Origin of the sequence: Lactococcus sp. bn62, assembly GCF_029492705.2 — a bacterium.
GTDB lineage: Bacteria > Bacillota > Bacilli > Lactobacillales > Streptococcaceae > Lactococcus > Lactococcus petauri.
Genome location: NZ_CP120417.1, coordinates 1,490,697 through 1,512,535 on the forward strand (window position 1 = coordinate 1,490,697; position 21,839 = coordinate 1,512,535).

18 protein-coding genes and 3 pseudogenes are annotated in these 21,839 nt (G+C 38.2%); 3 read left to right on the forward strand and 18 right to left on the reverse strand.

Annotated features, from left to right (window positions below):
* Nucleotides 1–118 precede the first annotated feature (118 nt).
* The 16 genes from P3G65_RS07670 to P3G65_RS07745 form a co-directional block, all read right to left on the reverse strand.
* Nucleotides 119–1,486, reverse strand: a complete 1,368-nt coding sequence (locus tag P3G65_RS07670) for a PTS ascorbate transporter subunit IIC (protein ID WP_003134141.1) — start codon at nucleotides 1,484–1,486, stop codon at nucleotides 119–121.
* Between the two features lie 52 nt (nucleotides 1,487–1,538).
* Complete coding sequence (locus P3G65_RS07675; RefSeq protein ID WP_003134140.1) at nucleotides 1,539–1,838, reverse strand: PTS sugar transporter subunit IIB; 300 nt, start codon at nucleotides 1,836–1,838, stop codon at nucleotides 1,539–1,541.
* Nucleotide 1,839: 1 nt separating this feature from the next.
* Entirely contained in the window at nucleotides 1,840–3,777 is a 1,938-nt protein-coding gene (locus P3G65_RS07680) for a PTS sugar transporter subunit IIA (RefSeq protein WP_019291827.1), read from the reverse strand.
* Between the two features lie 209 nt (nucleotides 3,778–3,986).
* The gene (locus P3G65_RS07685) at nucleotides 3,987–4,607 is read right to left on the reverse strand and encodes a pentapeptide repeat-containing protein (RefSeq protein ID WP_019291828.1); all 621 of its coding nucleotides are present in this window, start codon (nucleotides 4,605–4,607) and stop codon (nucleotides 3,987–3,989) included.
* A complete protein-coding gene (locus P3G65_RS07690) occupies nucleotides 4,604–5,320 on the reverse strand; it encodes a nitroreductase family protein (RefSeq protein WP_003134136.1) in 717 nt (238 codons plus the stop codon). Before P3G65_RS07690 ends, P3G65_RS07685 begins: the two co-directional genes overlap by 4 nt.
* On the reverse strand, nucleotides 5,313–6,197 hold the full coding sequence (gene dnaI, locus P3G65_RS07695) for a primosomal protein DnaI (RefSeq protein ID WP_003134135.1): 885 nt from the start codon (nucleotides 6,195–6,197) through the stop codon (nucleotides 5,313–5,315). The genes P3G65_RS07690 and dnaI overlap by 8 nt, the downstream gene beginning before the upstream one ends.
* 2 nt (nucleotides 6,198–6,199) lie before the next feature.
* Nucleotides 6,200–7,363 (reverse strand): DnaD domain protein, encoded by a 1,164-nt coding sequence (locus tag P3G65_RS07700; protein ID WP_019291829.1) that lies wholly within the window; start codon nucleotides 7,361–7,363, stop codon nucleotides 6,200–6,202.
* Between the two features lie 37 nt (nucleotides 7,364–7,400).
* The gene (gene nrdR / locus P3G65_RS07705) at nucleotides 7,401–7,850 is read right to left on the reverse strand and encodes a transcriptional regulator NrdR (protein ID WP_003134132.1); all 450 of its coding nucleotides are present in this window, start codon (nucleotides 7,848–7,850) and stop codon (nucleotides 7,401–7,403) included.
* Between the two features lie 3 nt (nucleotides 7,851–7,853).
* Nucleotides 7,854–8,507: a tRNA (guanosine(46)-N7)-methyltransferase TrmB gene (gene trmB / locus P3G65_RS07710; RefSeq protein WP_003134130.1), complete on the reverse strand. Its 654-nt coding sequence runs from the start codon at nucleotides 8,505–8,507 to the stop codon at nucleotides 7,854–7,856.
* Between the two features lie 60 nt (nucleotides 8,508–8,567).
* Nucleotides 8,568–9,347, reverse strand: coding sequence for a phosphotransferase family protein (locus P3G65_RS07715; RefSeq protein WP_019291830.1), 780 nt, complete (start codon nucleotides 9,345–9,347; stop codon nucleotides 8,568–8,570).
* A gap of 165 nt (nucleotides 9,348–9,512) precedes the next feature.
* Nucleotides 9,513–9,776 carry a Veg family protein gene (locus tag P3G65_RS07720; RefSeq protein WP_003134126.1) on the reverse strand — a complete coding sequence of 88 codons (264 nt, stop codon included), beginning with the start codon at nucleotides 9,774–9,776 and terminating at the stop codon, nucleotides 9,513–9,515.
* A 108-nt stretch (nucleotides 9,777–9,884) separates the two neighbouring features.
* Entirely contained in the window at nucleotides 9,885–11,261 is a 1,377-nt protein-coding gene (gene dnaB / locus P3G65_RS07725; protein ID WP_003134122.1) for a replicative DNA helicase, read from the reverse strand.
* Nucleotide 11,262: 1 nt separating this feature from the next.
* Entirely contained in the window at nucleotides 11,263–11,715 is a 453-nt protein-coding gene (rplI, locus tag P3G65_RS07730) for a 50S ribosomal protein L9 (protein ID WP_014024508.1), read from the reverse strand.
* Nucleotides 11,712–13,679 (reverse strand): DHH family phosphoesterase, encoded by a 1,968-nt coding sequence (locus P3G65_RS07735; RefSeq protein ID WP_019291831.1) that lies wholly within the window; start codon nucleotides 13,677–13,679, stop codon nucleotides 11,712–11,714. Before P3G65_RS07735 ends, rplI begins: the two co-directional genes overlap by 4 nt.
* A gap of 61 nt (nucleotides 13,680–13,740) precedes the next feature.
* Nucleotides 13,741–14,400: an HAD family phosphatase gene (locus P3G65_RS07740; protein WP_019291832.1), complete on the reverse strand. Its 660-nt coding sequence runs from the start codon at nucleotides 14,398–14,400 to the stop codon at nucleotides 13,741–13,743.
* Nucleotides 14,401–14,517: 117 nt separating this feature from the next.
* Complete coding sequence (locus tag P3G65_RS07745) at nucleotides 14,518–15,924, reverse strand: Cof-type HAD-IIB family hydrolase (protein ID WP_029346131.1); 1,407 nt, start codon at nucleotides 15,922–15,924, stop codon at nucleotides 14,518–14,520.
* 261 nt (nucleotides 15,925–16,185) lie between these two features.
* On the opposite strand from P3G65_RS07745, the gene P3G65_RS07750 reads away from it, so the two are divergent.
* Nucleotides 16,186–17,151 carry an asparaginase gene (locus P3G65_RS07750; protein WP_107106083.1) on the forward strand — a complete coding sequence of 322 codons (966 nt, stop codon included), beginning with the start codon at nucleotides 16,186–16,188 and terminating at the stop codon, nucleotides 17,149–17,151.
* 69 nt (nucleotides 17,152–17,220) lie between these two features.
* Here P3G65_RS07750 and P3G65_RS07755 read toward each other — a convergent pair.
* A pseudogene (locus P3G65_RS07755) lies at nucleotides 17,221–17,937 on the reverse strand (ZinT/AdcA family metal-binding protein); the annotation flags it as partial.
* Nucleotides 17,938–17,960: 23 nt separating this feature from the next.
* Here P3G65_RS07755 and P3G65_RS07760 point away from each other — a divergent pair.
* Nucleotides 17,961–18,524: pseudogene (locus P3G65_RS07760) on the forward strand (restriction endonuclease subunit S); the annotation flags it as partial.
* Between the two features lie 393 nt (nucleotides 18,525–18,917).
* On the opposite strand, the pseudogene P3G65_RS07765 reads toward P3G65_RS07760, so the two are convergent.
* A pseudogene (locus P3G65_RS07765) lies at nucleotides 18,918–20,273 on the reverse strand (DEAD/DEAH box helicase family protein); the annotation flags it as partial.
* Nucleotides 20,274–20,571: 298 nt separating this feature from the next.
* Here P3G65_RS07765 and P3G65_RS07770 point away from each other — a divergent pair.
* A complete protein-coding gene (locus tag P3G65_RS07770) occupies nucleotides 20,572–21,774 on the forward strand; it encodes an IS110 family transposase (RefSeq protein ID WP_019291837.1) in 1,203 nt (400 codons plus the stop codon).
* The last annotated feature ends 65 nt before the right edge of the window (nucleotides 21,775–21,839 follow it).

Consider the following 21,839-nt stretch of genomic DNA (forward strand, 5'->3'; position numbering starts at 1 on the left):
TTTAATCTTTTGATAATACATTTTATTATAACATAATTGAAAACGTTTTTTATTTTCATCTTACTAAAAAATCAGATTTCCTGAGCGAAAACTGATTTTTGTAAACATTGACATTGACTTAAGCTTTAGCTTTATCTCTGGCATTTAAGACTGCACTGAGAATCAAAACAATAGCGAGGAAGCCTAAGATAAGAGCGGCAATCGCACCAGATCCCATTTCACCCACTCGGCCAACAATGATACCTGGAATCAGGTAATCTGTATCCGCAAATGTGGCTGAGGCATCTGCTCCGAAGGCCCCCAAAGATGGAATAATGAAAAGGGGTAACCAAGATAAGAGGAGACCATTGGCGATTGCTCCGATTACTGCTCCACGTCGTCCGCCATTGGCATTACCGAATATTGCTGCTGCTGCTCCACAGAAGAAATGCCCGACAACACCCGGAATGATAACCGTTGTTCCCATAACAAGCATCGCAACCATGGATAAACATCCTGTGATAAAGGAAACGAAGAAACCTATCAATACCGCATTTGGTGCGTAAGGAAAGACGATTGGCACATCTAAAGCCGGTTTTGAGTTGGGAACCAGTTTTTGGGCAATCCCTTGGAAGGCCGGTACGATTTCAGCTAAAATCATGCGCACCCCTTGTAGAACAACGACGAAACCAGCTGCAAAAGTTCCTGCTTGAACAAGTGAGAAAATCACAAAGTTTGTACCGTTAGAAAGCTCCGATTCAACATAAGTTGGGCCTGCGGCTATGGCTAAAAGAATGTAGACTGCAGCCATCAGTAAGGAAATGGATACGGTAGAATCTCGCAAAAAGCCCAATGATTTAGGAATATTTAGTTTTTCGGTGGACTTCTCAGGATCGGGATCACCAAAAGTTTTACCGAGCCATCCTGCAAGAGCATAACCGATGTTACCTGTATGTCCCATCGCTACATTATCAGTTCCAGTGATTTTACGCATAAATGGCTGACAAATGGCGGGTGTAACTGTTAAAAGTGTTCCTTCAAAGATACCTCCAAGAAGAATGGTCATCCATGTTTCACCCATTCCGGCAGAAACCAGAATCACGGCTGCCATACAAGAAACGTAGAGCATGGCTTGACCTGTTAAAAAGATGTATTTAAATCGTGTAAAGCGAGCGAGCAGGATATTCACAATCATGCCGACAAGCATAATCAAGGCAGTCGGTGTCCCATACTCCACGAGTGCCAAGGCAACAACACCTTCATTCGTTGGGACAATACCTTTCACATGAAAGGCATGTTGAAACATATCGCCAAAAGGCGCAAGCGCCCCCACCAAGATACCAGCTCCTCCAACCAAGACCAAGAATCCAGCAAAGGTCTTCACTGAGCCCTGAATAACTGCAGTTGCTGGTTTCTTTTGTAAAATCAGTCCAAGCATGGCAATTAATCCAACAAGAAGGGCAGGCGTAGTCGCAACAGAGACAATAAAGTTTAAAACTCCATTCATTTTTTAATTCTCCTAAGTTTATTTTCGATTCTTTTTTAATTACTGTTTTTGCTTAGTTGTGGGCAATCCCTCTTTCATCTAAAACTTTAACCAGTGCTTCACGCGCTGCATCGCGATCAATAATGGAAGTCAAAGGTACAATCTTTTCTTCCGGAATATTAGGCAAAGCTGTTGTTAATGTGGACTCTACAAAGAAATAGTCCGCAGAATCTGGTGTGGCTGATCCAACATCCATATGGTCAAGCTCAAAATCATTCACGTTCAAGCCCATTTCTTGTAAAAGGGCTTGAAGATTCATTTGTACCATAAAGCTTGTTCCTAATCCTGATTGACATACACATGCGATTTTCATATTATTCTCCTTCTTTTTCTGCAAAAATTTGTTCTAGTTCTGCTACTGTTTCTACAGTCAGCATTTTATTGAGTTCATCTTTATTTGATAATATTTGTGTTAGTGTGGATAATGCGCGAAGATGCGTTTCATTATCAATTGCTGCGAGGACAATGAAGATTTTTATCTCGTGTTTGGGATCATCTTGAAGATATACCGGTTGTTCACATCTAAGAAATGACATCCCAAGTTTTTTCACCCCATCTTCAGGACGTGCATGAGGAAGAGCAATACCCATTCCTAAATCAATATAAGGGCCGAACTCCTCTACACGGTTAATGATAGCGGAAATATACGTGGGCTCGATTTCACCTTGATTCAGTAAAGGCTGTGCTGCAAGCTCAATTGCACTTTTCCAGTCAAGTTTTTCATCTGTAAAACAAATTTTTTCTTTAGTTAATAAATCTGAAAGCATTACACCTAATGCCTCACTTTCTGTCTTTTTATTGTTAAGCTTGCGGTCAATAACCCGCGTCAATTGCTTCTTGGTCGCATTACTTTTAATGTCGACATAAGGTTCAATAGCACGTAAGATGGCTTTAGCATCTGGTTTATAAAAACCAGGCAAATCAAAATCTTGTGCAATACGATTGTAAAGTCTTGTCTCTTCTTCACTGTCTGGGATAGCTGACATAACATAGAGCTTTTTATCAGTCATTACAGGTACTGTCGAAAAAATAATATCATAAGAAAAAGCAGGAATATTGTCCAAATCAGAGACAGCTGTACTCAGAATAAAAGTCATGCTTGGAAACATATTTTCCAATCGTTTACGCATGATTAAACTCGAACTTATACCATTTACACATAAGACAATCGCGCGAAAACTTTGTGTATACTTTTTCTTATAAATTTCTCCACCAAAGAGAATGACAAAGTAGGCGCGTTCTGCTTCGGAAATTTCACCACAAGCTTCGCGTAATGGCGCTAAAGCAAGGCCCATTAACTCAAACAGAGAGGAATAATCTGTTTTTATTTTGTCCAAAAGAACATTCTCTATTTCGAAGTGATATTTCAAACGAAAATAGGCAGGGACCAGATGGGCACGTAAGGCAGCAAAGGTTTTTGTAAAATCTTCAAACTGAACTGCTGCAAGTTTCATTACATTTTCCATAATCTCAAAGCCAATACGATAAAGAAAATCAAAACCAGACCTTTCAAAGCTACCATCACTCATGCCAATTAACAATGCTTCAACTTCCAGTACATCTTCCTGGAATATATTTGTTTCTCCAAGATGTGATTGAAGTAAGGCAAGGTATATCAACATCGGAATATACCGACTATGGATAACCTGAATACATAATTCAGCAATTAATCGACTGATTTGCTGTCCTACTTGGTAAATAAAGAGTGGATTTTTATGATTGAGATGCTTCGACAAAACATAATAATCACTCTCTTCATGAAGTTCTTGTAAAAAACGCCAGCTCGTCTTACGTAATTCTTTCGATGCACCTTCAAGGTAAAAGCCTAACCTCCGTGAGTATTCTAGACGTATGTTTTCGCTATCCAGCTGCTGACGCAACTTTTTGATATCAGACAAGACGGTATTGCGACTCACATTTAAAAGCGACTGGAAATCACTAATGGCTAATGCTGAACGTTTAGAAAAGCAAAGTAAATAAATCAGGTATTGACGTTTTTCTTCACTCAATGTTCGTCCATATTCTGCGATATTAAAGCGAATTTCTTCGAAATTTTCTGGTTTTTCAGGAATTGCTAACACATTATTGGTAAATTCTAGTGGTCTTTGAGATTTATCTTGCAATGTTCGATTTAATTCGACGAGTTGTCTCTGAAATTCCTGACTTTTAAGTCCAGTAACCTCAAGGATTTTATCAAGTTTCCAAAAACGTCTTTCTGAAAACAGTAGGATATCTAAGTTATAACTAAGCATCTTTTTTCCTCACAATTAAATTATAGCCTAATTTTTGCTTCGAAATTAAGCTGTTCGGTCCAAAACAAGAAAACGTTTTCTTTTGTGATTGGACTCTTCTTAAAAAATTTTTTTAATTTAAAAACCGCTTCGGTTTAAAGCGATTTTTAAATTAAACGATCAATTTTGATAAACTCTTTTAAAATAAAAAGTCTTGAATCTCCCAAGACTTAGACAATTTCAATCCCATGTAAAGCAGCAAAAAACGCTGCTTGACTTAAGTTGACTTTAATGTTTTTAGCCAGCTCGGGACTCACATCGAGGCGCTCAAAAGTGTTACTTGAAAAATCAATCCCTGATAAGGAAGTTTCCCAGAAATTCGTAAGCTCCAAGTCGTTCCCTTCAAAACGCACATGCTTGAATTGACTGGCAATAAAAAGACTTTCTTTCATCATATTGTCTGCAAAAAGCACATTTTTCAAACGAGCACTTGAAAAATTAACGTAATTAAGCAAACAATCCTGAAACTGGACATCCTGCAAAAAGGCATTGGTGAATTCGGTACCGAGCAATTTACAATCTTTAAAAATGCAACGGTAAAAACCAAATTTAGAAAAGACAAGGTTAGAAAAATCACACTTTTCAAAAATACAATCTGTAAACTCTAAATCAGCAGTTACCTCTAACTCAAAATTGATATTTTGTAGACGACAGCCACTGAAAAGTTGGCGATACTCTAAATAGATTTCTTGATTTTTCAACTCTACTTGGTAGGCTTCGTTGTCTTCAAGGGTAGTAAAATCGACAACTTCTAACGCCGCAGGAAGCTTGGGTGAAAGAATTTTCTTCATAAAAGTCCTTTTTCTTTAAGATTCTCTGTTGAAGCTTTGAGTTCCGGTTGTCCCCATTGCTCAACCATTCTACTCGACCAAGTGGAATTTAGACGCCGTGATCCAGCATAATCCTCTTGAACTTTATCATAGAGGCGCAGCACTTCTTCATCTTGTGGAATATACTTCTCAGGAAATACAACAGCTTCATAAGGTAATCTCGGTTTTACTGGATTTACACGTGCAGGCTTGCCAAGAGCCACAGCAAAAATCGGATAAGTATAATCAGGCAAACTTAATATCTCAGAAATTTCTCGTGCTTGATCACGAATCAAGCCCACCATTACACCACCATAGCCAAGAGATTGAGCAGCAAGCAATGTATTTTGACCGGCTACTGCCGCATCAACTGAAGTAATAAGGAGCGATTCTACACCTTCTGGTTGAAACTCACCACCGTTCATTTCGACTGCTGTTTTGGCTCGGTTAAGGTCTCCCACAAAAACCAAAAAAGCAGCACAATTTTTAATGGCTTTTTGGGGCTGTTGGGCAAAAATTGCATCTTTTTGTTCTTGGGATTGCACAAGAACCACCGAATAAGATTGGAAATTTTTCCAGTTTGGTGCTGCCCGTCCCGCATCAATAATCGTTTTTAATACATGTTCTGGTATTTTTTCATCCGTAAAATTACGTACAGAACTGTGTTGCATCATCAGATCAATTGTCTCATTCATGTCGACGATTTACTCCTTCTAAACGAACTTCAGACGCTAAATACTTCACACGCTCCATCACGCGTTTTGCTGGCCAGATTTCATCCGCTTTTTTAGTTTCCGCCAAATGTAGCTCAAGCTCTATCATATTCAAGTTTGAGGTGAAAAATGTCGGAAGATTTTCTTGCATACGATGCTGTAAAATAACTTGAAGAATGCTGTCACGCACCCAAGCATTATTGAGTTCGGCACCAATATCGTCTAAGACCAATACTTCAACTTTTTTAATTTCATTGACCCAATGTTTGGCATTGTCAAAATCGAGGTCAGAAATAAAGGTGGGATAGTGTAATAAAGTAGTGGAAACGCCTTTTTTTGAAAGCTCATTTGCCATAGCGGCCATAATAAAGGATTTTCCTACGCCAAAATCGCCATAAATATAAAGCCCTTTTTCTTGAGGAAAGTTGTCGATAAAGTTTTCTACTTTCCGGAACAAGTCAAATTGATTTTGATTGTCTGTGAAGACATCCGCATAAAAATCAATGTGCTTCATTTCTTTAGGTAAACCAATGATTTGAACACGACGCAATTGATTGCTCACTTCTTGACGGCGGGCTAATTCTGCTGTCGTTTGATAAGAAACATCTGCGTAACCATGGTTCATAATCAAGACAGGCTCATAGCCATCAGCTGCTCTTTTTTCATGTTCTTCGAATTTTTTTCGCTCTTTAACAAATTCATAAAACTTTGAATAGCTCCGCTGTACTTCATCTTCAGTCATTTGATTTTCAGAAATAAAAGCTTGAACTTGTTCATTTTTCATCACTTCAGCGACGAGCTTGTCAAAATTTCCACGTACATCTGGGCGCTTACTCAAAAGTTCTCCAATTGATTCCATGCTCAATTCTCCTTCTTGTCCTTACGACGGGAAGCTTTATATTGCTCGAACTTGGCAATATCTTCTGCACTGGTCGTATTTACGTAGCTGGCATTGGACCATTGTGGTGCTTTTTTGACCAGCTTGCCTGAGTTTTTAGAATTTTTATTGCTTTTTTGCTTTTGTTCCGCTTGCTGCTGACGTTCCAGTATTCTTTTTACTGCTGTTTCAGCATTATATACTTTATGGCGCAGCCAATCATTTGCCAGAGTATTAACAAATCGAGCATTGAGACTCGCATTCCCTTGTTGAATCAAGACATAGTGTATCAAAATATTTTGTACTTGATCTGTAATATTTTGCTTGTCTAAATTATTCAAAATCTTAAGTTCTTCTTGCGAAGCAAAACCACCAGCTTGTTGTTTAAGCTTGTTTAAAAAATCACGCGGGGACACTTCTTTACTGATGACAATCAAATCCTGAAAGCCTTTAGGAAATTCCGATAAGGCAGGCAAAGGCTCAGATTTGCCGGCAAGCATTCTTGTTAAGTTGGCTGTATTCAAAGTCTTGTCAGCATTGGCAGTTTGTTCGGCTGCTTTAAATAATTCATACCAGTTGAGATCAAACTTTTCAGCCAAGCCATACAGGGTCAAGATATCCTGATTTTCATTTGCAAAAGTCAGATGCTGGTTTTCCATAATACTCTTAAAAGAGTTCAAATCAAATTTTTCTGTTTGAACGACTGTATGTGTCGGCTCAAACTTAACAGAATAAACTTCATGGAACTTTTTCGTAATTTCTAAAGCATCAGGTTCATGTTTTTTTGCCAAAGCTTTAACTTTATTTTCACCAATGCGTGAAACCAATAACTGCTTATAAAATTCGTCTGCTAAAAATTCTTCAAAAGTTAAAGGACTTTTTATCTCCATAAGATAACCCGGTTGTTGGTCAAATACCCGCACGAGCCCAATCCCTGAAAGTTTTTCTAAAGCTTCAATAAAAGGATGGAGTCCAAAATCAAGATACTCTAAAAAATGAGAAATCTTGCCCGTCGAAAAAACGCGCAAGAGTTGATAAAGTCCAAAAGCATCTCGCCCAATAATAGGCAAATAAAGTAGCGAAAAAGTATCGGCATCAAAGCTGATTTTTCCTCGATTTAGAATAGAAAATGAATCGCCTGGTCTCATAGTTCATCCTTTTATTTCTCTTTTTTTTTTAGAACCGTTAGTCTTTTTTCGTTATCTTTTTAAGCAAATCTTCGATTTCACTCACATCTTTGAAGGAACGGTACACACTTGCAAAACGAACATAGGTAATATCATCCAAATCCATTAATTCTTCCATAACAAATTCGCCAATAACTTCGGTACGTACTTCATTTTTCTCTAAGCGGCGTACTCTTTGTTCGACACGATCAACCAATTTTTCAATGGATTCACTCGTCACCGGTCGCTTACGAGCACTGCGCACTATTCCTGTGATAATTTTATCACGATTGAAAACTTCACGGGTTTCGTCACGTTTTATGACCAAAAGTGGCATTTCTTCAATCCGTTCAAAAGTCGTGAAACGATTTCCACAATTTTCACATTCACGGCGACGGCGAATCATATTATCAGCTTGACGTGAATCTACTACGCGTGACGATTCAGATTGACATTTTGGGCATCTCATAGCTTAACCTCTCTTTGGGAATTTTGCTTCTAAACGGTAAATCACTTGCCCCTTGCTTGAGAATTTTGCTTCATACTCTGTCATTACATTGACTTTGGCAAATTCTTCATCTGCGTGCAAGTCTAACCAGACTTTTTCTAAAATCATACCATATTGACTCATGCTTGCCAATGAATATTCAAATAGACCGCGGTTATCTGTTTTAAAGTGGACTTGGCCTTCTGGTGGCAAGATTTGTTCATAAGTTTCTAAGAATGACTTATAAGTTAAACGGCGTTTTTCATGACGGGTTTTTGGCCACGGATCGCTAAAGTTCAGATAAACACGTGAAACTTCAGCATCCTCGAAATATTCTGTTAAAGCTGCGCCATCAACCAGCATCATTTGCACATTAGGTAGATTTGCTTCCAAAGCTTTGTCTAAAGCGTGAGATAAAACGGATAGTTGCATATCAATCGCAATATAATTAATCTCTGGGTTTTGAGCAGCCATACCTGTGATAAAGCCGCCTTTTCCACAACCCACTTCAATATGTATGGGATGATCATTTCCAAAACGCTCTGCCCAACGTCCTTTAAAGTCTGCTGGATTTTCAACAACTACATGTGCGTTACTTTCTAAGTGTTCCGCAGCGCCTTTACGATTTCTTACGCGCATTTTTTCTCCTATTTATTGAAAAAATAAGAAGGCAAGCCTCCTATTTTTATTTTCTAAGTTTTAAAATAAACGGCAAAAATTCTGAAAACGCGCAATTTCTTGTTCTGTTTCCTTAATCTGCTCTCTTGCCATATATTCTGAAATCTGACGTAGAAAAGAAAGTTTTCCATACCAGATTAATTCATGTTCTATATTTTTATTTTTAGCTGTTTTATAGCCTGCTTGATGGAGCCACTCTTCCCAGTTTTCTGGTTTTATATAGTGTGTTAGAACATGTGCTATATCCACTAAAGGACTGCTTAAAAGGACCGTATCCCAATCGACGAGATAGACTTTGTCACTTTCGTCATCAACCAACCAGTTTTTATGATTCACATCACCATGAACAACTGTAATCTCCTCCTCTTTTAACTCCGGAAGATTTTCTGAGAGTTCCACAACGACATTTGAGAGAAAGCCATTGGTTTCAAAGATTGAACTTTTACTCAGTACTTGTTTCAAAAGATCAGCTGGAAGCATGACTTCGTTATCTAACTTTTTACAGGCTTCAATAAGCTTTTCGCTTTGATGCAAATGCCGCAAAATTTCGCCAATACGGGAATCATTCATTTCATAAGGTTTCAACGTATGGCCATTAATCCAAGGTTGAGCAGCTAACATGTCACCTTCTGCTGTACGCTTCGTCCATAAGACTTGTGGCGTAATACCTTCAAGATACACACTTGTCAAAAAGGGGCTACAATTTTTTTTAATGAAAACACGCTTATTGTCGCTTTCGCCAACAAAAGCATTCCCTGAACCACCTTTGACAGGCATCATTGATAGGCTTGAAGATGTCATATTTACTCCTTTCTTTGGATTTTTTATATTTTTTTGCTTTGAAAAGTTTTTCCAGTGAAGATTCGTGCCACGAACAGCAACGCCACCCAGAAGCTTTTGTCTAGAGTTTTACGCATCAAATCGTGCTATAGAAAACTTCACAAATAGATTACATCAATAAACAAATTATTTATTTGGATAGTGAATCAAAATTGTTTGAGTCAAAATGTCAGCATATTGATAAGACTCTGTTGTTTTTGGGCCACGTGCTGGAATATTTTCAATTACAAAGTGTGTGGCATAAGTCTCAATCAAGTTGACTTTATGACGATTTTCACGTTTACGTCCAAATTGTGATGTAATTTCAATGGTTTGACCAACATGTTCTTCAACTTGTTTTCTGATATCTACAATTTTTCCTACTTCTTGGCTTTGATTTTGGTTATCCATTTTACTCTCCAATTTTTCTCTAGAAATGCAAAGACAGGCGTTTTCCGCCTAGCTTACCATTATAAATTTTAAATCTTATCCATTATAACACGAATACCCCTAGAAATGCTAGTCTTCATATCTGTTATCAATACTAGCAAATTTGTTGTATTCTTTCAGGAAGAGTAACTCGACAGTTCCCCGACTTCCTGAACGGTTTTTTTCAATAATAACTTCTACTTTATTGTCTACTTCTGGGACATCGTTAAAGCCCTCATCATCATCGTCAGCCCCGGCACGGTCATAATAATCATCCCGATAAAGGAAGGCGACAATATCCGCATCTTGCTCGATTGACCCAGATTCACGAATGTCTGACAAGACAGGTCGTTTATCCTGACGTTGTTCTACTCCACGTGAAAGCTGACTCAAAGCAATGACAGGAACCTTTAACTCTTTAGCCAGGATCTTCAACTGACGTGAAATTTCGGAGACTTCTTGTTGGCGGTTTTCTCGTCCTGTGCCCGAAATCAACTGCAAATAGTCAATCACGATAAGACCAAGATTGCCTGTTTCCTGTGCGAGTTTACGAGAACGTGCCCGTATCTCTGTAATCTTAATCCCTGGAGTATCATCAATGTAGATACTTGCTTTCGAAAGTGTCCCCATAGCAATAAAATATTGGTTCCACTCTTCGTCATTAAGCTGACCAGTACGTAAGTTATGGGATTCAATTGTTCCTTCCGCTGCAAGCATCCGGTTAACAAGGCTTTCCGCACCCATTTCCAATGAAAAGATAGCGACAGTTTTATCTTGTTTGGTCCCAATATTCTGCGCAATATTTAAAGCAAAGGCTGTCTTACCCACGGCTGGACGTGCAGCAAGAATAATAAGTTCCTCCTCATGGAGACCTGTTGTCATAGCATCCAAGGCCGGATAGCCAGTCGCGATGCCGGTAATCGTTGATTTTTGTTTAGCTCGTTCTTCCAGATCGTCGAGATTCATTGACAAGACGTCTGAAATCCGACGAAAGCTTGATGTATTACGTCCTTGTTGCACATCAATCAATGACTTTTCAGCTTCTGCAAGAACATCCTCGGCGGGATCTTCCTGACTGTAAGCTTTTTCTACACTCTGTGTTAACTTATTAATCAGCTGACGGAGCAAAGATTTTTCGGCAACGATTTTCGCATAATAAGAAGCATTAGCTGCCGTTGGGGTTGCAGTGGCAAGCTCAGCAATATAAGCGATGCCCCCGATAGTCTCTAAGTCATTTTGGTTTTCCAAAAGCGAGCGGACAGTTAACACATCAATCGCTTCACGATTGTCCGACAAGTGCTCCATAGCACGGAAAATAATTTTGTGTGCGTTTTTGTAAAAGTCATCCGTAGAAAGAAATTCTTTTACTTCAATCAAGCGGTCACTATCAAGGAAAATAGCCCCCAAAACGGCTTGTTCGGCGGCTAAATCTTGTGGTGGTGCTTTGATAATATCAATATCAGGCATGTTATCTCTCGCTTACTTTGACCTTGACTGTAGCAGTAACATCACGGTGCAATTTGATTGGAACATCTTTAATTCCAAGCGCTTGAATCTTATTGATCAATTGAATTTTACGTTTGTCCACTTTGACATCCAATTGACTTTGAAGTGCTTTCGCGATATCTGCTTTATCCACGGCACCGAAGGTGTGACCTGTTGTTCCCACTTTCATCTTGATTTCAACCATTACATCATCTTGCTCAAGACGTTCTTTCAATGCTTTAGCTGCTGCGAGCTCCTCAGCTTCTTCTTTTTCTTTAGCTTTTGTTTTACCTTGAAGTTCTGCCACAGCAGCACTTGTTGCAACTTTTGCTAAATTTTTCTTAAGGAGAAAGTTATTTGCATAACCTGTGGGTACTTCTTTGATTTCGCCTTTTTTTCCTTGTCCTTTTACATCTGCTAAAAATACTACTTTCATTGTTCGTTCTCTCTTTCCTTAATTAATGCGATGAGATCATGTTTGACTTCATCGATATTTCGTTCGTAAATTTGTGTGGCAGCGGCATTAAAGTGTCCGCCCCCTCCCATGGCTTCCATAATCGTTTGGACGTTATAATCTTTGAATGAACGCGCCGAGATAGAAATATAACCATTTTGGTGATTTGTAATCGAGAATGCCGCTTGAACATCTGCCATATCAAGCAAAGTGTCTGCGGCTTTGGCAGTCGCAACATTATCATATTTTTGGTCAGGTTTACCTAAGGCAACCACAACTCCTGGCGCAACATATTCAGAGTTAAGAATAATTTCATTAATTTTTTTATATTTTTCAAACTTAGTGGCCAATATTCCTTTAATCAGGTTATTGTCAGCACCTTGCGAGCGAAGATAAGCAGCCACTTCAAACGTACGGGAAGTTGTTGCTTTGGTGAAATGCTTCGTATCCAGCTCAATCCCAGCTAGCGCAATACTCGCATCAGTTACCGTCATTTTCGAGTTATATTCATGGAATTGTAAAAGTTCGACTGCTAACTCACTGGCTGAACTTGCGCTTGATTCAATATAAGAAAGCAAGGCATGCTCAGGGAAATCATCATCTCGACGATGATGATCAATAACAACCAGTTTACTAAAGGACTTATAGAAATCAAGACTGAGTGTTTGTGTCGTCTTCGAGTGGTCAACCATGATCAGTAAGGAATTTTCCGTTTTCATATCAAAAGCTGTTTCAAGTTTAATAATATGTGCGAAACCTTCTTCAGTTTCATTTACTAGATCAATGGCCCGGCTCACCTCTGGCATCAATTGTTCAGGATCATAGACCACATAGGCTTCTTTTCCCGACATGTTGACAAAATTTTTCATCGTAATTGCCGCCCCTAGGGCATCCATATCTGGGAAACGATGACCTACGATAAAGACATCTTCACTTTCACTGATGATCGTTTGCAATGCTGTTGAAATAGCACGCGCACGCGTTCTTGATTTTTGAGTACGGCTTTCAGAATTACCACCGAAATAAATTGTTTTGGCTTGCGGCGTATTCTCCCGAAGAACTGCTTGGTCCCCACCACGCACTAAAGCTAACTCAAGGTTGTTAAGGGAGGTTTTCCCGATACTTGGGAAATCATTCCAGCCATAGGATACACCCACAGATAATGTGAGGGGAATCTTGCTTTCAGCTGAATTTTTCCGGAAATCTTTCAGTAAAGAAAACTTATCCTCAATCATTCGGTTCAAAATGCCGTAATCACAAAAGAAATAGTAACGGCTGCTTGAGACACGGCGCAAATATACACCGTATTTGCTTGCAAAACTTTCCAAATTGCTGGCAATCAAACTATTAACCTTGGTCCGTTCACTGTCCGCAATCAAATCTGTGACATCATCATAGTTATCAACCGAAATGCTTCCAATAACAGCACGGCTTTCCTGCAAGCTCTCACGACTGTTAGCTTCAGAAGTGGCATCAGCTAAATAAATAAGATTTTTTTCGTCATCTAAGGTTATAAAATATTTTTTCTTCTCAATCGTGAAAAATTGATTTCTTTCTTCATGATACTTTTGAATAATTGCCTTAACTTCTTCTTTATCAAGGACACGATCATCCCCATGATAAATCAAATCGATAAAGGGGTTGAACCATTCCGGCTCATAGGTCTCTTTATTGTAGCGGATGACACCGATAGGCATATTGTCTAAGGTTGCATTGAGTGAGTTTTCTGCTTCATCATTTATTTTTCTGATAAATTCAACTCTTCTTAAACGATAATTTCGAGCTTGAAGTAAGATGCCGACTGTGATAAGGATGTTCATCAAAAAAAGATAGAACACAGCCATCATTCGTGAGCCCGAAAAGATAAGCAAAAAACTTTCCAGGGCTTGCACGATAACCATGACTAACACAATTGTTATTGGTGAAAACCTCTGTACACTTTTCATTTCCTTCTCCTTTTATGCGTCTATTTACACATTGGCTATATTTTTTAAATGCGCAAAGCTGTCAGTTTGCTGAAAAGCTTTCTAGTTTTTCTTTAACAGCCGTGAGATTGGAAAACCATGCATCTGCTGCGGACTGATTCATTCCAAAACGCGTATCTTCAATCGCCCAGACTGTAGCTCCAGCTGCCTTACCTGCCGCAATTCCTTTTTCGGAATCCTCAATGATTAAGGTTTCTTCCGGCTTTACATTGAGCGTCTTCATGCTTAGCTGATAAATTTCTGGGTGTGGTTTGGTTGCCTTCAAATCATTGCCGGAAAGGATTGACTTGAAGTAAGGACGTAAGCCATGTATATTAAGCATTTCGTCAATATCTTGCATGGCCGAGCTGGAAGCTAAACCGATTTTAAAGTTATCATTTTCTAAGGCTTCTAAAACGGTCTTAACATCTGGGAAAAGCAAATCTTTATAAGGAAGTGGATTATTGTCTTTTAATTTTAAATATGCTGCGTGCAGCTTTGCTACTTCGTCTTGGTCAAAATCTACACCTAAGATTTGCGGCCAGATTTCTCGCATATTCCCTCCGATAAAATCAGAGTATTTCATGTGTTGGATTGAAATATTATGATTGCTAAAGAATTCTTCACGTCTTTGAGCATAGAATTGTTCCGTGTCAACGAGGACACCGTCCATGTCAAAAATTACCGCTTTAAACTTGTTCATTTTCACCTAAAACTCCCTAATTGTCTGCTTATATCTGCTATATTATAACATATTTTTGGACGGAGTTTGTGACCCGGAGGTAACAAGCATAAAAACCGCCTTACAGCGATTTCTTTTTTATTTTTTCTTCTTGTCTTCTTCACGGACACGTGCTTTTCTCAAGGCAATTCTCTTTTGTCTTTCAAGCTCACGCTCTATTTTTCCTTCTGGGGCATATTTTTCTTCCCAATCATCAGGTTTCAAAATTTTATGTGTTTCTGGATCAAAATGCGGTTGTCCATCCGGGAAAATTTTTCCCATATTTGCTGCATGTACAAAGTTGAAAATATCATAAGGGTCAACCCCAGCAAGCACCAAACTTCCATAGGTAAAGTAAAGCAAGTCAATCAAGGCATCGACTTCTCCAATCAACGGCGCTTCGTCTTTTGCCTTGCGTTTAACCTTTAGGACGGCCTTATCCACATCTGCATGCAGATTTGCTGCGAGTTCGTCAAACTTATCACAATCCCCATTTGCGGAAGCATAGAGGAACTCCACAATTTCTTCGACCTTAAAGCCTGCGCGATAGCCCGCCTCCATCGGAGGAAAAGCACGTGGAATTTCTTGACTTCGACCGTCCATCATTTTATGGAATTCTTTTACTTTATTAAAGTTTTGATCACGTGAAATAAAATTATTACTGCTTGAAAAATCAATAAGTCCATAATGTGCAAGTGCCTTAGCAATTCCGTCATGATTGTTACTCGTTGTGACATGTGTCGCTTTTTCTTTAACAAGATCAGAGGCATTGCCCATCGCGATACCATATTCGACATGTGTCAACATTTCTAAATCATTTTCCGAATCACCAAAGGCCATAACTTGGTGTTCATTGAAGCCATAACGCTCGCCAATCATCTTGATACCACGAAGCTTGCCAGAATCACATGGAATCATATCCACAGAGTAGGGATTGCTGCGTGTAATCATCAAATTAGGGAATTCTTTTTCAAGCATTTTCGTTTCTGCTTGAGTCGCGACCATCATGACTTGATAAATGGGCTCACGCAAGATATTTAGAAAATTGGACTGTGGAACCACACGACGTACGACATGCTTAAAACTGTTTCGCGCAATATCCGATGTCCCTGAAGGTAAAATACCGGAAATAATCCCTGCCATCCGTGTTTCACCAAACTTCAAAAGTTTCGAGCCATTGACACCATGAGCTGCTCCTAAAGAGATGTCTCGGTGGTTGTCTTTGGCAAAACGAACGATTTTGCGTAAGGTCCTTTTATCGATCTCTTCCGCATGCAAGACAGCTTTGGGCGTAAAGATGTATTGTCCATTATAAGTTACTGCAAAATCTAAATGAAGCTCCTCCATCAAAGGCAAAGCAAAAGCAGGGCCTCGTCCTGTGGCGATCCCGACTAATATATCTTTACGTTTTAATTCATCGATAGCAACGCGCGTGCTCGGAGCAACTGATCTTGTCCCTGTAAAAAGAGTGCCGTCTAAATCGAAAAATACCGCTTTTATATCCATTTCCATGCCTTATACTCTTAAATTCTTCATGTATCTATTGCTTATCGACTAAATTTAAACCGTCGTTAAGCTTCCTTATCCTATTAATTATACAGGTTTTTTTTCAAAATTCCACGAATAATGGCTGTTCCAAAAAATTAAAATCCCTCTCTCTTTAATTATTTTATAATGGGTTGAGCACTTCGCTTTGTCGCTGTTTATTCACTCCTATAATATGCTATAATAAATTTACTTTATTGACGTTTGAAAGGAAATTGACTAATGAAAAAGATTTTAGTGTTGCATACTGGGGGGACCATTTCTATGACGGAAGACGCCAGTGGTCGCGTAGCGCCAAATGCGGTCAACCCTATGAATTCGGTAGATATGCACCTTGATTCGATTCACATGGTCGCTGAAGATATTTTTAACCTCCCTAGCCCGCACATCACCCCAAAGGAAATGCTCTTGATTAAAAAACGCATCAACAGAGCCTTCGATCAAGAAGAATTTGACGGTGTTGTCATTACTCACGGCACGGATACACTGGAAGAAACGGCCTTCTTTTTGGATTCAACAATTCCGCGTGGCATGCCCATTGTCCTGACAGGCGCCATGCGCTCTAGTAACGAATTAGGGACAGATGGTATCTATAATTTCCTCAGCGCACTTCGTGTTGCTGCCGATGATGCTTCTCGTGATCGCGGTGTCCTTGTAGTGATGAATGATGAAATTCATTCCGCACGATATGTAACAAAAACACATACGACCAACGTTTCTACTTTCCAAACACCAACACATGGACCAGTTGGCTTAGCCACAAAGCACAAACTCTTCTATTTCCATACCGATGGTGAAAATCAACATCTTGATATTTCTTCTGTTAAAGGAAAAGTTCCGATTGTTAAAGCTTATGCTGGAATGACAGGTGAAGTCTTTGACTTATTTGACTTAAGTAGTTTAGATGGCCTTGTTATTGAAGCGCTGGGGGCAGGCAATCTTCCCCCTACAGCCGCACAAAAATTAATGAATATCATCAAGCTTGGCATTCCTGTAGTACTCGTTTCCCGCTGTTTCAATGGTATAGCGGAACCAGTCTACGCTTATGAAGGTGGTGGCTCTAAGCTGGCAGAGGCTGGGGTGATGTTTGCACCTGAAGTAAATTCTCAAAAAGCACGTATCAAACTGTTGATTGGCCTGAATGGTGGCTTGGAAGGTGATAGACTTAAGAAGTTTGTCGAAAATTAAAAAAAAAAAAAAACAGACGAGACAAAGCCCCGTCTGTTTTTTATTATTCCAAGTTCCAAAATATTTGGGTTAATGAGCAATCATTTCTTGTGCTATTTCTTGTGGTGATAAGTCACTTGGATAAAATGTTGGCCAATTCTCGAGCTTCTCAAGTACTTTTTCCTGACTCTCTGAACCATAAAAAATATGGAAATGTGCTGCCTTCATTGGTGCAATCGCATGGTCACTAAACTGAACATATTTGAACTCACCTGCATTATTATCCTCTGTTTCAAAAAGATACCGCACTCCCCGATTACCTTTTTCGTAAGTTAAAATTTTATATCCCTTGTACTTATAGTGATATTTATGTTTTACATTATTTTTAGTAAAGGTCATTGTATGGCTATCAATCAAAATATTACTCACATCACTCTTATATCCCTGTTCATAGTATTTCTTATATCCAGAAGGCGACTTGTCTCCCTTAATTTTTGATTTATAATCAAACACTTGATCTAAAGTTCCATTTTGTAGCAAAGGATACACCGACTGCCAATTTCCAGCGTAGTCAGTCAACGACCTATCCTTAACATCAGTATCCGAAAAATATCCATTTTCTACATTTTTTTCACTTTCAGAGGAGAGCCCTGCTTTTATTTCCTTGCCTTTAACAGAAGTGGTTTTCTTAAGAGATTCCAAATTCTCCTCCATTATAGAGATATAGTTTTCTCCCTCTTCAATTTGTTTTGCTGTTAGAACAGCCATTTTTACTTTGGCTTCACTCGCTAAAGTTTTTGCGGTTTTCTTTTTTATTTTAATGAATTATAGTGCTTTGTTCAAATAATTTTTATTTGTTTTTTTATGATTGGGAACAGCGTAAGTTGTCCGATTTAATGACTTTTTCAAATGGAATTAATGCTCCTAAAGAAAATTATGGAACAGGAACTAAAATGATTAGTGTCATGGATATACTAAATCCTTTACCTATGAAGTATGATAATATATTAAATTCTGTAGCCGTTGATAAAAAAATCGAAGATAAAAACAAAGTTGAAAAAGGGGATTTAATATTTGTTCGTTCTTCAGAGATTGTTGAAGAAGTTGGATGGGCAAAAGCTTATAAAGAAGATCACTACGCTTTGTATAGTGGTTTTGCTATTAGAGGAAAACGAATCAGTTCTTATAATGCGTATTTTATTGAATTAACTCTAAATTATGCTAATAGAAAAGAAATTAAACGAAGAGCTGGCGGTAGTACTCGATTTAATGTTAGCCAAGAAATTTTAAATTCTTTGAATGTTTTAACTCCTTCAATTTCTGAGCAAAATCAAATAGATTTATTTTTTACTAAAATAGACGATACTATCACTCTTCATCAGCGTAAGTTAGATAAACTTAAACAGTTGAAACAAGGGTATTTGCAGCAATTATTTCCTAAACCAGGAGAGACGGTGCCAAAAATTCGTTTTGCGAACTTTGAGGGTGAATGGGAAGAGCGTAAATTGAGGACTCTATTAATCAAGAATAGTAAAAAAAATAAAGATCTAACTATAAAAAATGTAGAAAGTATATCAAATCGAACAGGATTTACAAAACAAACAGAACAATTTGATGAATATTCCGTTGCAAGTGCAGATTTATCTAATTATTATGTAATTACAGAACAGCAATTCGCTTACAATCCATCCCGTATTAATGTAGGATCGATTGCTTATAAACCTATTGGTGATGATACATCTGTAGTTTCTCCATTATATGTATCATTTTCAACTAAAAAAATATTACTTGTTGTCTTCAAAAATTGGCGTACCTGTAAGCCCAAACCAAGTAGAATTTGGAAAAAGTTTTTTTATCTTTTTCATTTCTTCATCACTGACTGCTCGATGTGCTTCGTCAACAATGAAGACTATGTGTTCACTTCTTAATTTAGCAAAACGCTCTGTACCTTTCTTTTCTGTTTCATATTTTGCTGCACGCATAGCTGCAGAGAGTTTTTGTATGGTCGTAACAAGAATGGTATTGTTATTTTTCTTCGATAACAGACTTCTGGTAAGCTGATGCTGATTTTTAATCCCGACAATTAAAGTATTAGACTTTGCTGTTCCACTTGTCTGCCCTGTATGGAATTCAGAAGCAAATTTTGTGAATTCATCTTGTGTCTGTGCATCCAGATCTGTCCGGTCAACGATCATAATCGTACGATCTACACCTGTTGCATTCTGTGCCAATAGTTTAGTTGCTACAAAGCTTGTTATGGTTTTCCCCGAACCAGTCGCATGCCAAATAAAGCCTCCTTTATGTTCAGCTGCTTTTTTTCGGATTTCTTTTATCGCATGAATTTGGTAAGGTCGTAAAACCATCAAAAATTTCTGACTCTTTTGGTCATCAACCAAAACAGTATACTGGCTAATAAGTTCATGGGCAGCAGGTATTCTTAGTACTTGACGCGTAAAATCAAAAAGATTATCTACTGCCACATTCTCTGCCGTCCTCCAGTTAAACAGAAATTTTTCCATACGTCTGTATGCTTGGACTGTATTTCCACTTGGTCGAGCAAAATACTTTGTTTGTACTTTATTTGAAACAATAAAAATCTGTGTTGTCGCATAGATACCATCAAAAAAGCCATCTAAGGCATAGCGTTCTATTTGACGATAAGCTTGCATATAGCCATCTTTTGCAGACTCATTTTTTAGCTCAACATGAATAATTGGCAAGCCATTGATTAACAAAGTAACATCTCCTCGAGTTACTTTATCTGTCGCTGGGACAATTTGATTTACAACCTCGTAAGAAGAAATACCTCCAGCTACATCTTTATTTCTAAAAAATTCTATAACAATTTTAGAGGTATCTTCACGCTCTAAAGAAATTTGAGCAACACCATTTTCTCCTCGTAACCATTGTGAAGCTTGAAAAGGTGTTGCAGTTAAACGGCCAAATTCTACTTTTATCCGTTCAAACTCCACATCCGTTAATGGAGTACCAGCAAGTTGTGCCTGATTTATACGATTGAGATGCTTTCTAAGATTTTGCCATAATGCAGATTCTGTACGAATATCTTCACGATATCGCCACTGATTTTCTGCCTCACTCAAAATATGTATAAACTGATTTTCAATTTCTTTTTCTGCAGTCATAAGTTACTCCTACTTGTTTATCACTTCCTTAATTATAACAAAAAGCACAAATAAACATACTAAGATTAGTAGGTAAACAAGATTCGACGGAATTTTGTTTACCTACTTTTTCTGTATGTTAAAGTAGAAGTGTCTTGTTAAGTCGTAGGGCTTTTTGACGCTAGACGTCGTATAATAAACTGGCAAGACACTTATTTTAGTAGAATCTGTTCAAAGTATGTGGGACACCAGATGTCGAGTATTGAAAATGAGAATACTAAAATAATAGTGTTACACAAGATAAAGTGAGGTAATTTGTATGCGTACAGTATTTGGAATTGATGTGAGTAAGGCTCGTTCTGATGTAGCTATTTTGGTTAACGGTGAGAAAGTTCACGATTATACTATACTTAATGATGCTCTAGGATTTTCTAGACTCTTTCATGATCTTAAGCAAGTGGTCCAGCCTGAAATTATTTTTGAAGCAACTGGAATTTATTCAAGAAGGCTAGAAGCCTTTCTTAAAAACAATAATTTCGCCTACACACGTCTCAACCCACTTGAAGCAAAGAAACAACTGGACAGTTTAAGGCATAGAAAGACGGACAAAATGGACGCTGAGAATTTAGCTCGGACACAATTTGTACTCAACCGAAAAGCAACTTATATTCAGGAAGAAGTCCATGAGCAGCTTCGTGATTTGAGCCGTTTTTATCAAAATTTAACTGAAGATATTGTAAAAAGCAAAAACAGGCTTCATAGAGTTCTCCAAGTAACTTTTCCTGGGATAGAGATGGCTCTCTCTTCACCAACAGGCGAACAATATTGGAACTTTGTCATTTTATTTCCTCACCCTCTATTTATTCTTGAAAAGTCAAGAGACAAGCTGGAAGAGGATATTCGCCAATCAACTTCTAAACGTATTTCACAGAAGCGAGTAGAAGCTTTAGCGAATAAACTTATACATCTTGCGGAGAGTTCTTATCCAGCGGTAAACGAAAACTCGTCAATCGTAGAGCAAGCAACGTACTATGCCAAAGAACTTCTTCGTCTTTCACAAGTAAGAAAGGAAGTTTTAGATACTATGGTTGAGAAAGCTAAGATTTTACCCGAGTATGAAATTCTCCTTTCTATACCAGGTATCGCAGAAACTACTGCGACTTCGATTATTGGTGAATTGGGAGATCTTCGTCGCTTTCGAACGCCTAATCAAATTAATGCTTTTATCGGTATCGATCTCAGACATTATGAATCAGGGAATTATCTGGCGCAAGAGCACATCACAAAGCGAGGAAATCCTTATGCAAGAAAGATACTTTTCAAAACTGTTCATAATATTTTCTCTGTTAGTCGATTTAAACCCTGTCATATTGCGGATTTTTACCTGAAAAGAAAAAAGCAATCGCCTAACGCTTCTACCAAGCCTTACACAATTGCTTCCATGCATAGGCTCATTAGAACCATGCATTACCTCGTTGTACACAATAAGAGTTACGATTACACTTTAGCCCAAAGTCAATAACTCCATTGCGCAACATTATTTTAACACCTTATTTTAAATAATGGGGAGATAAGGTTATTTTGTTG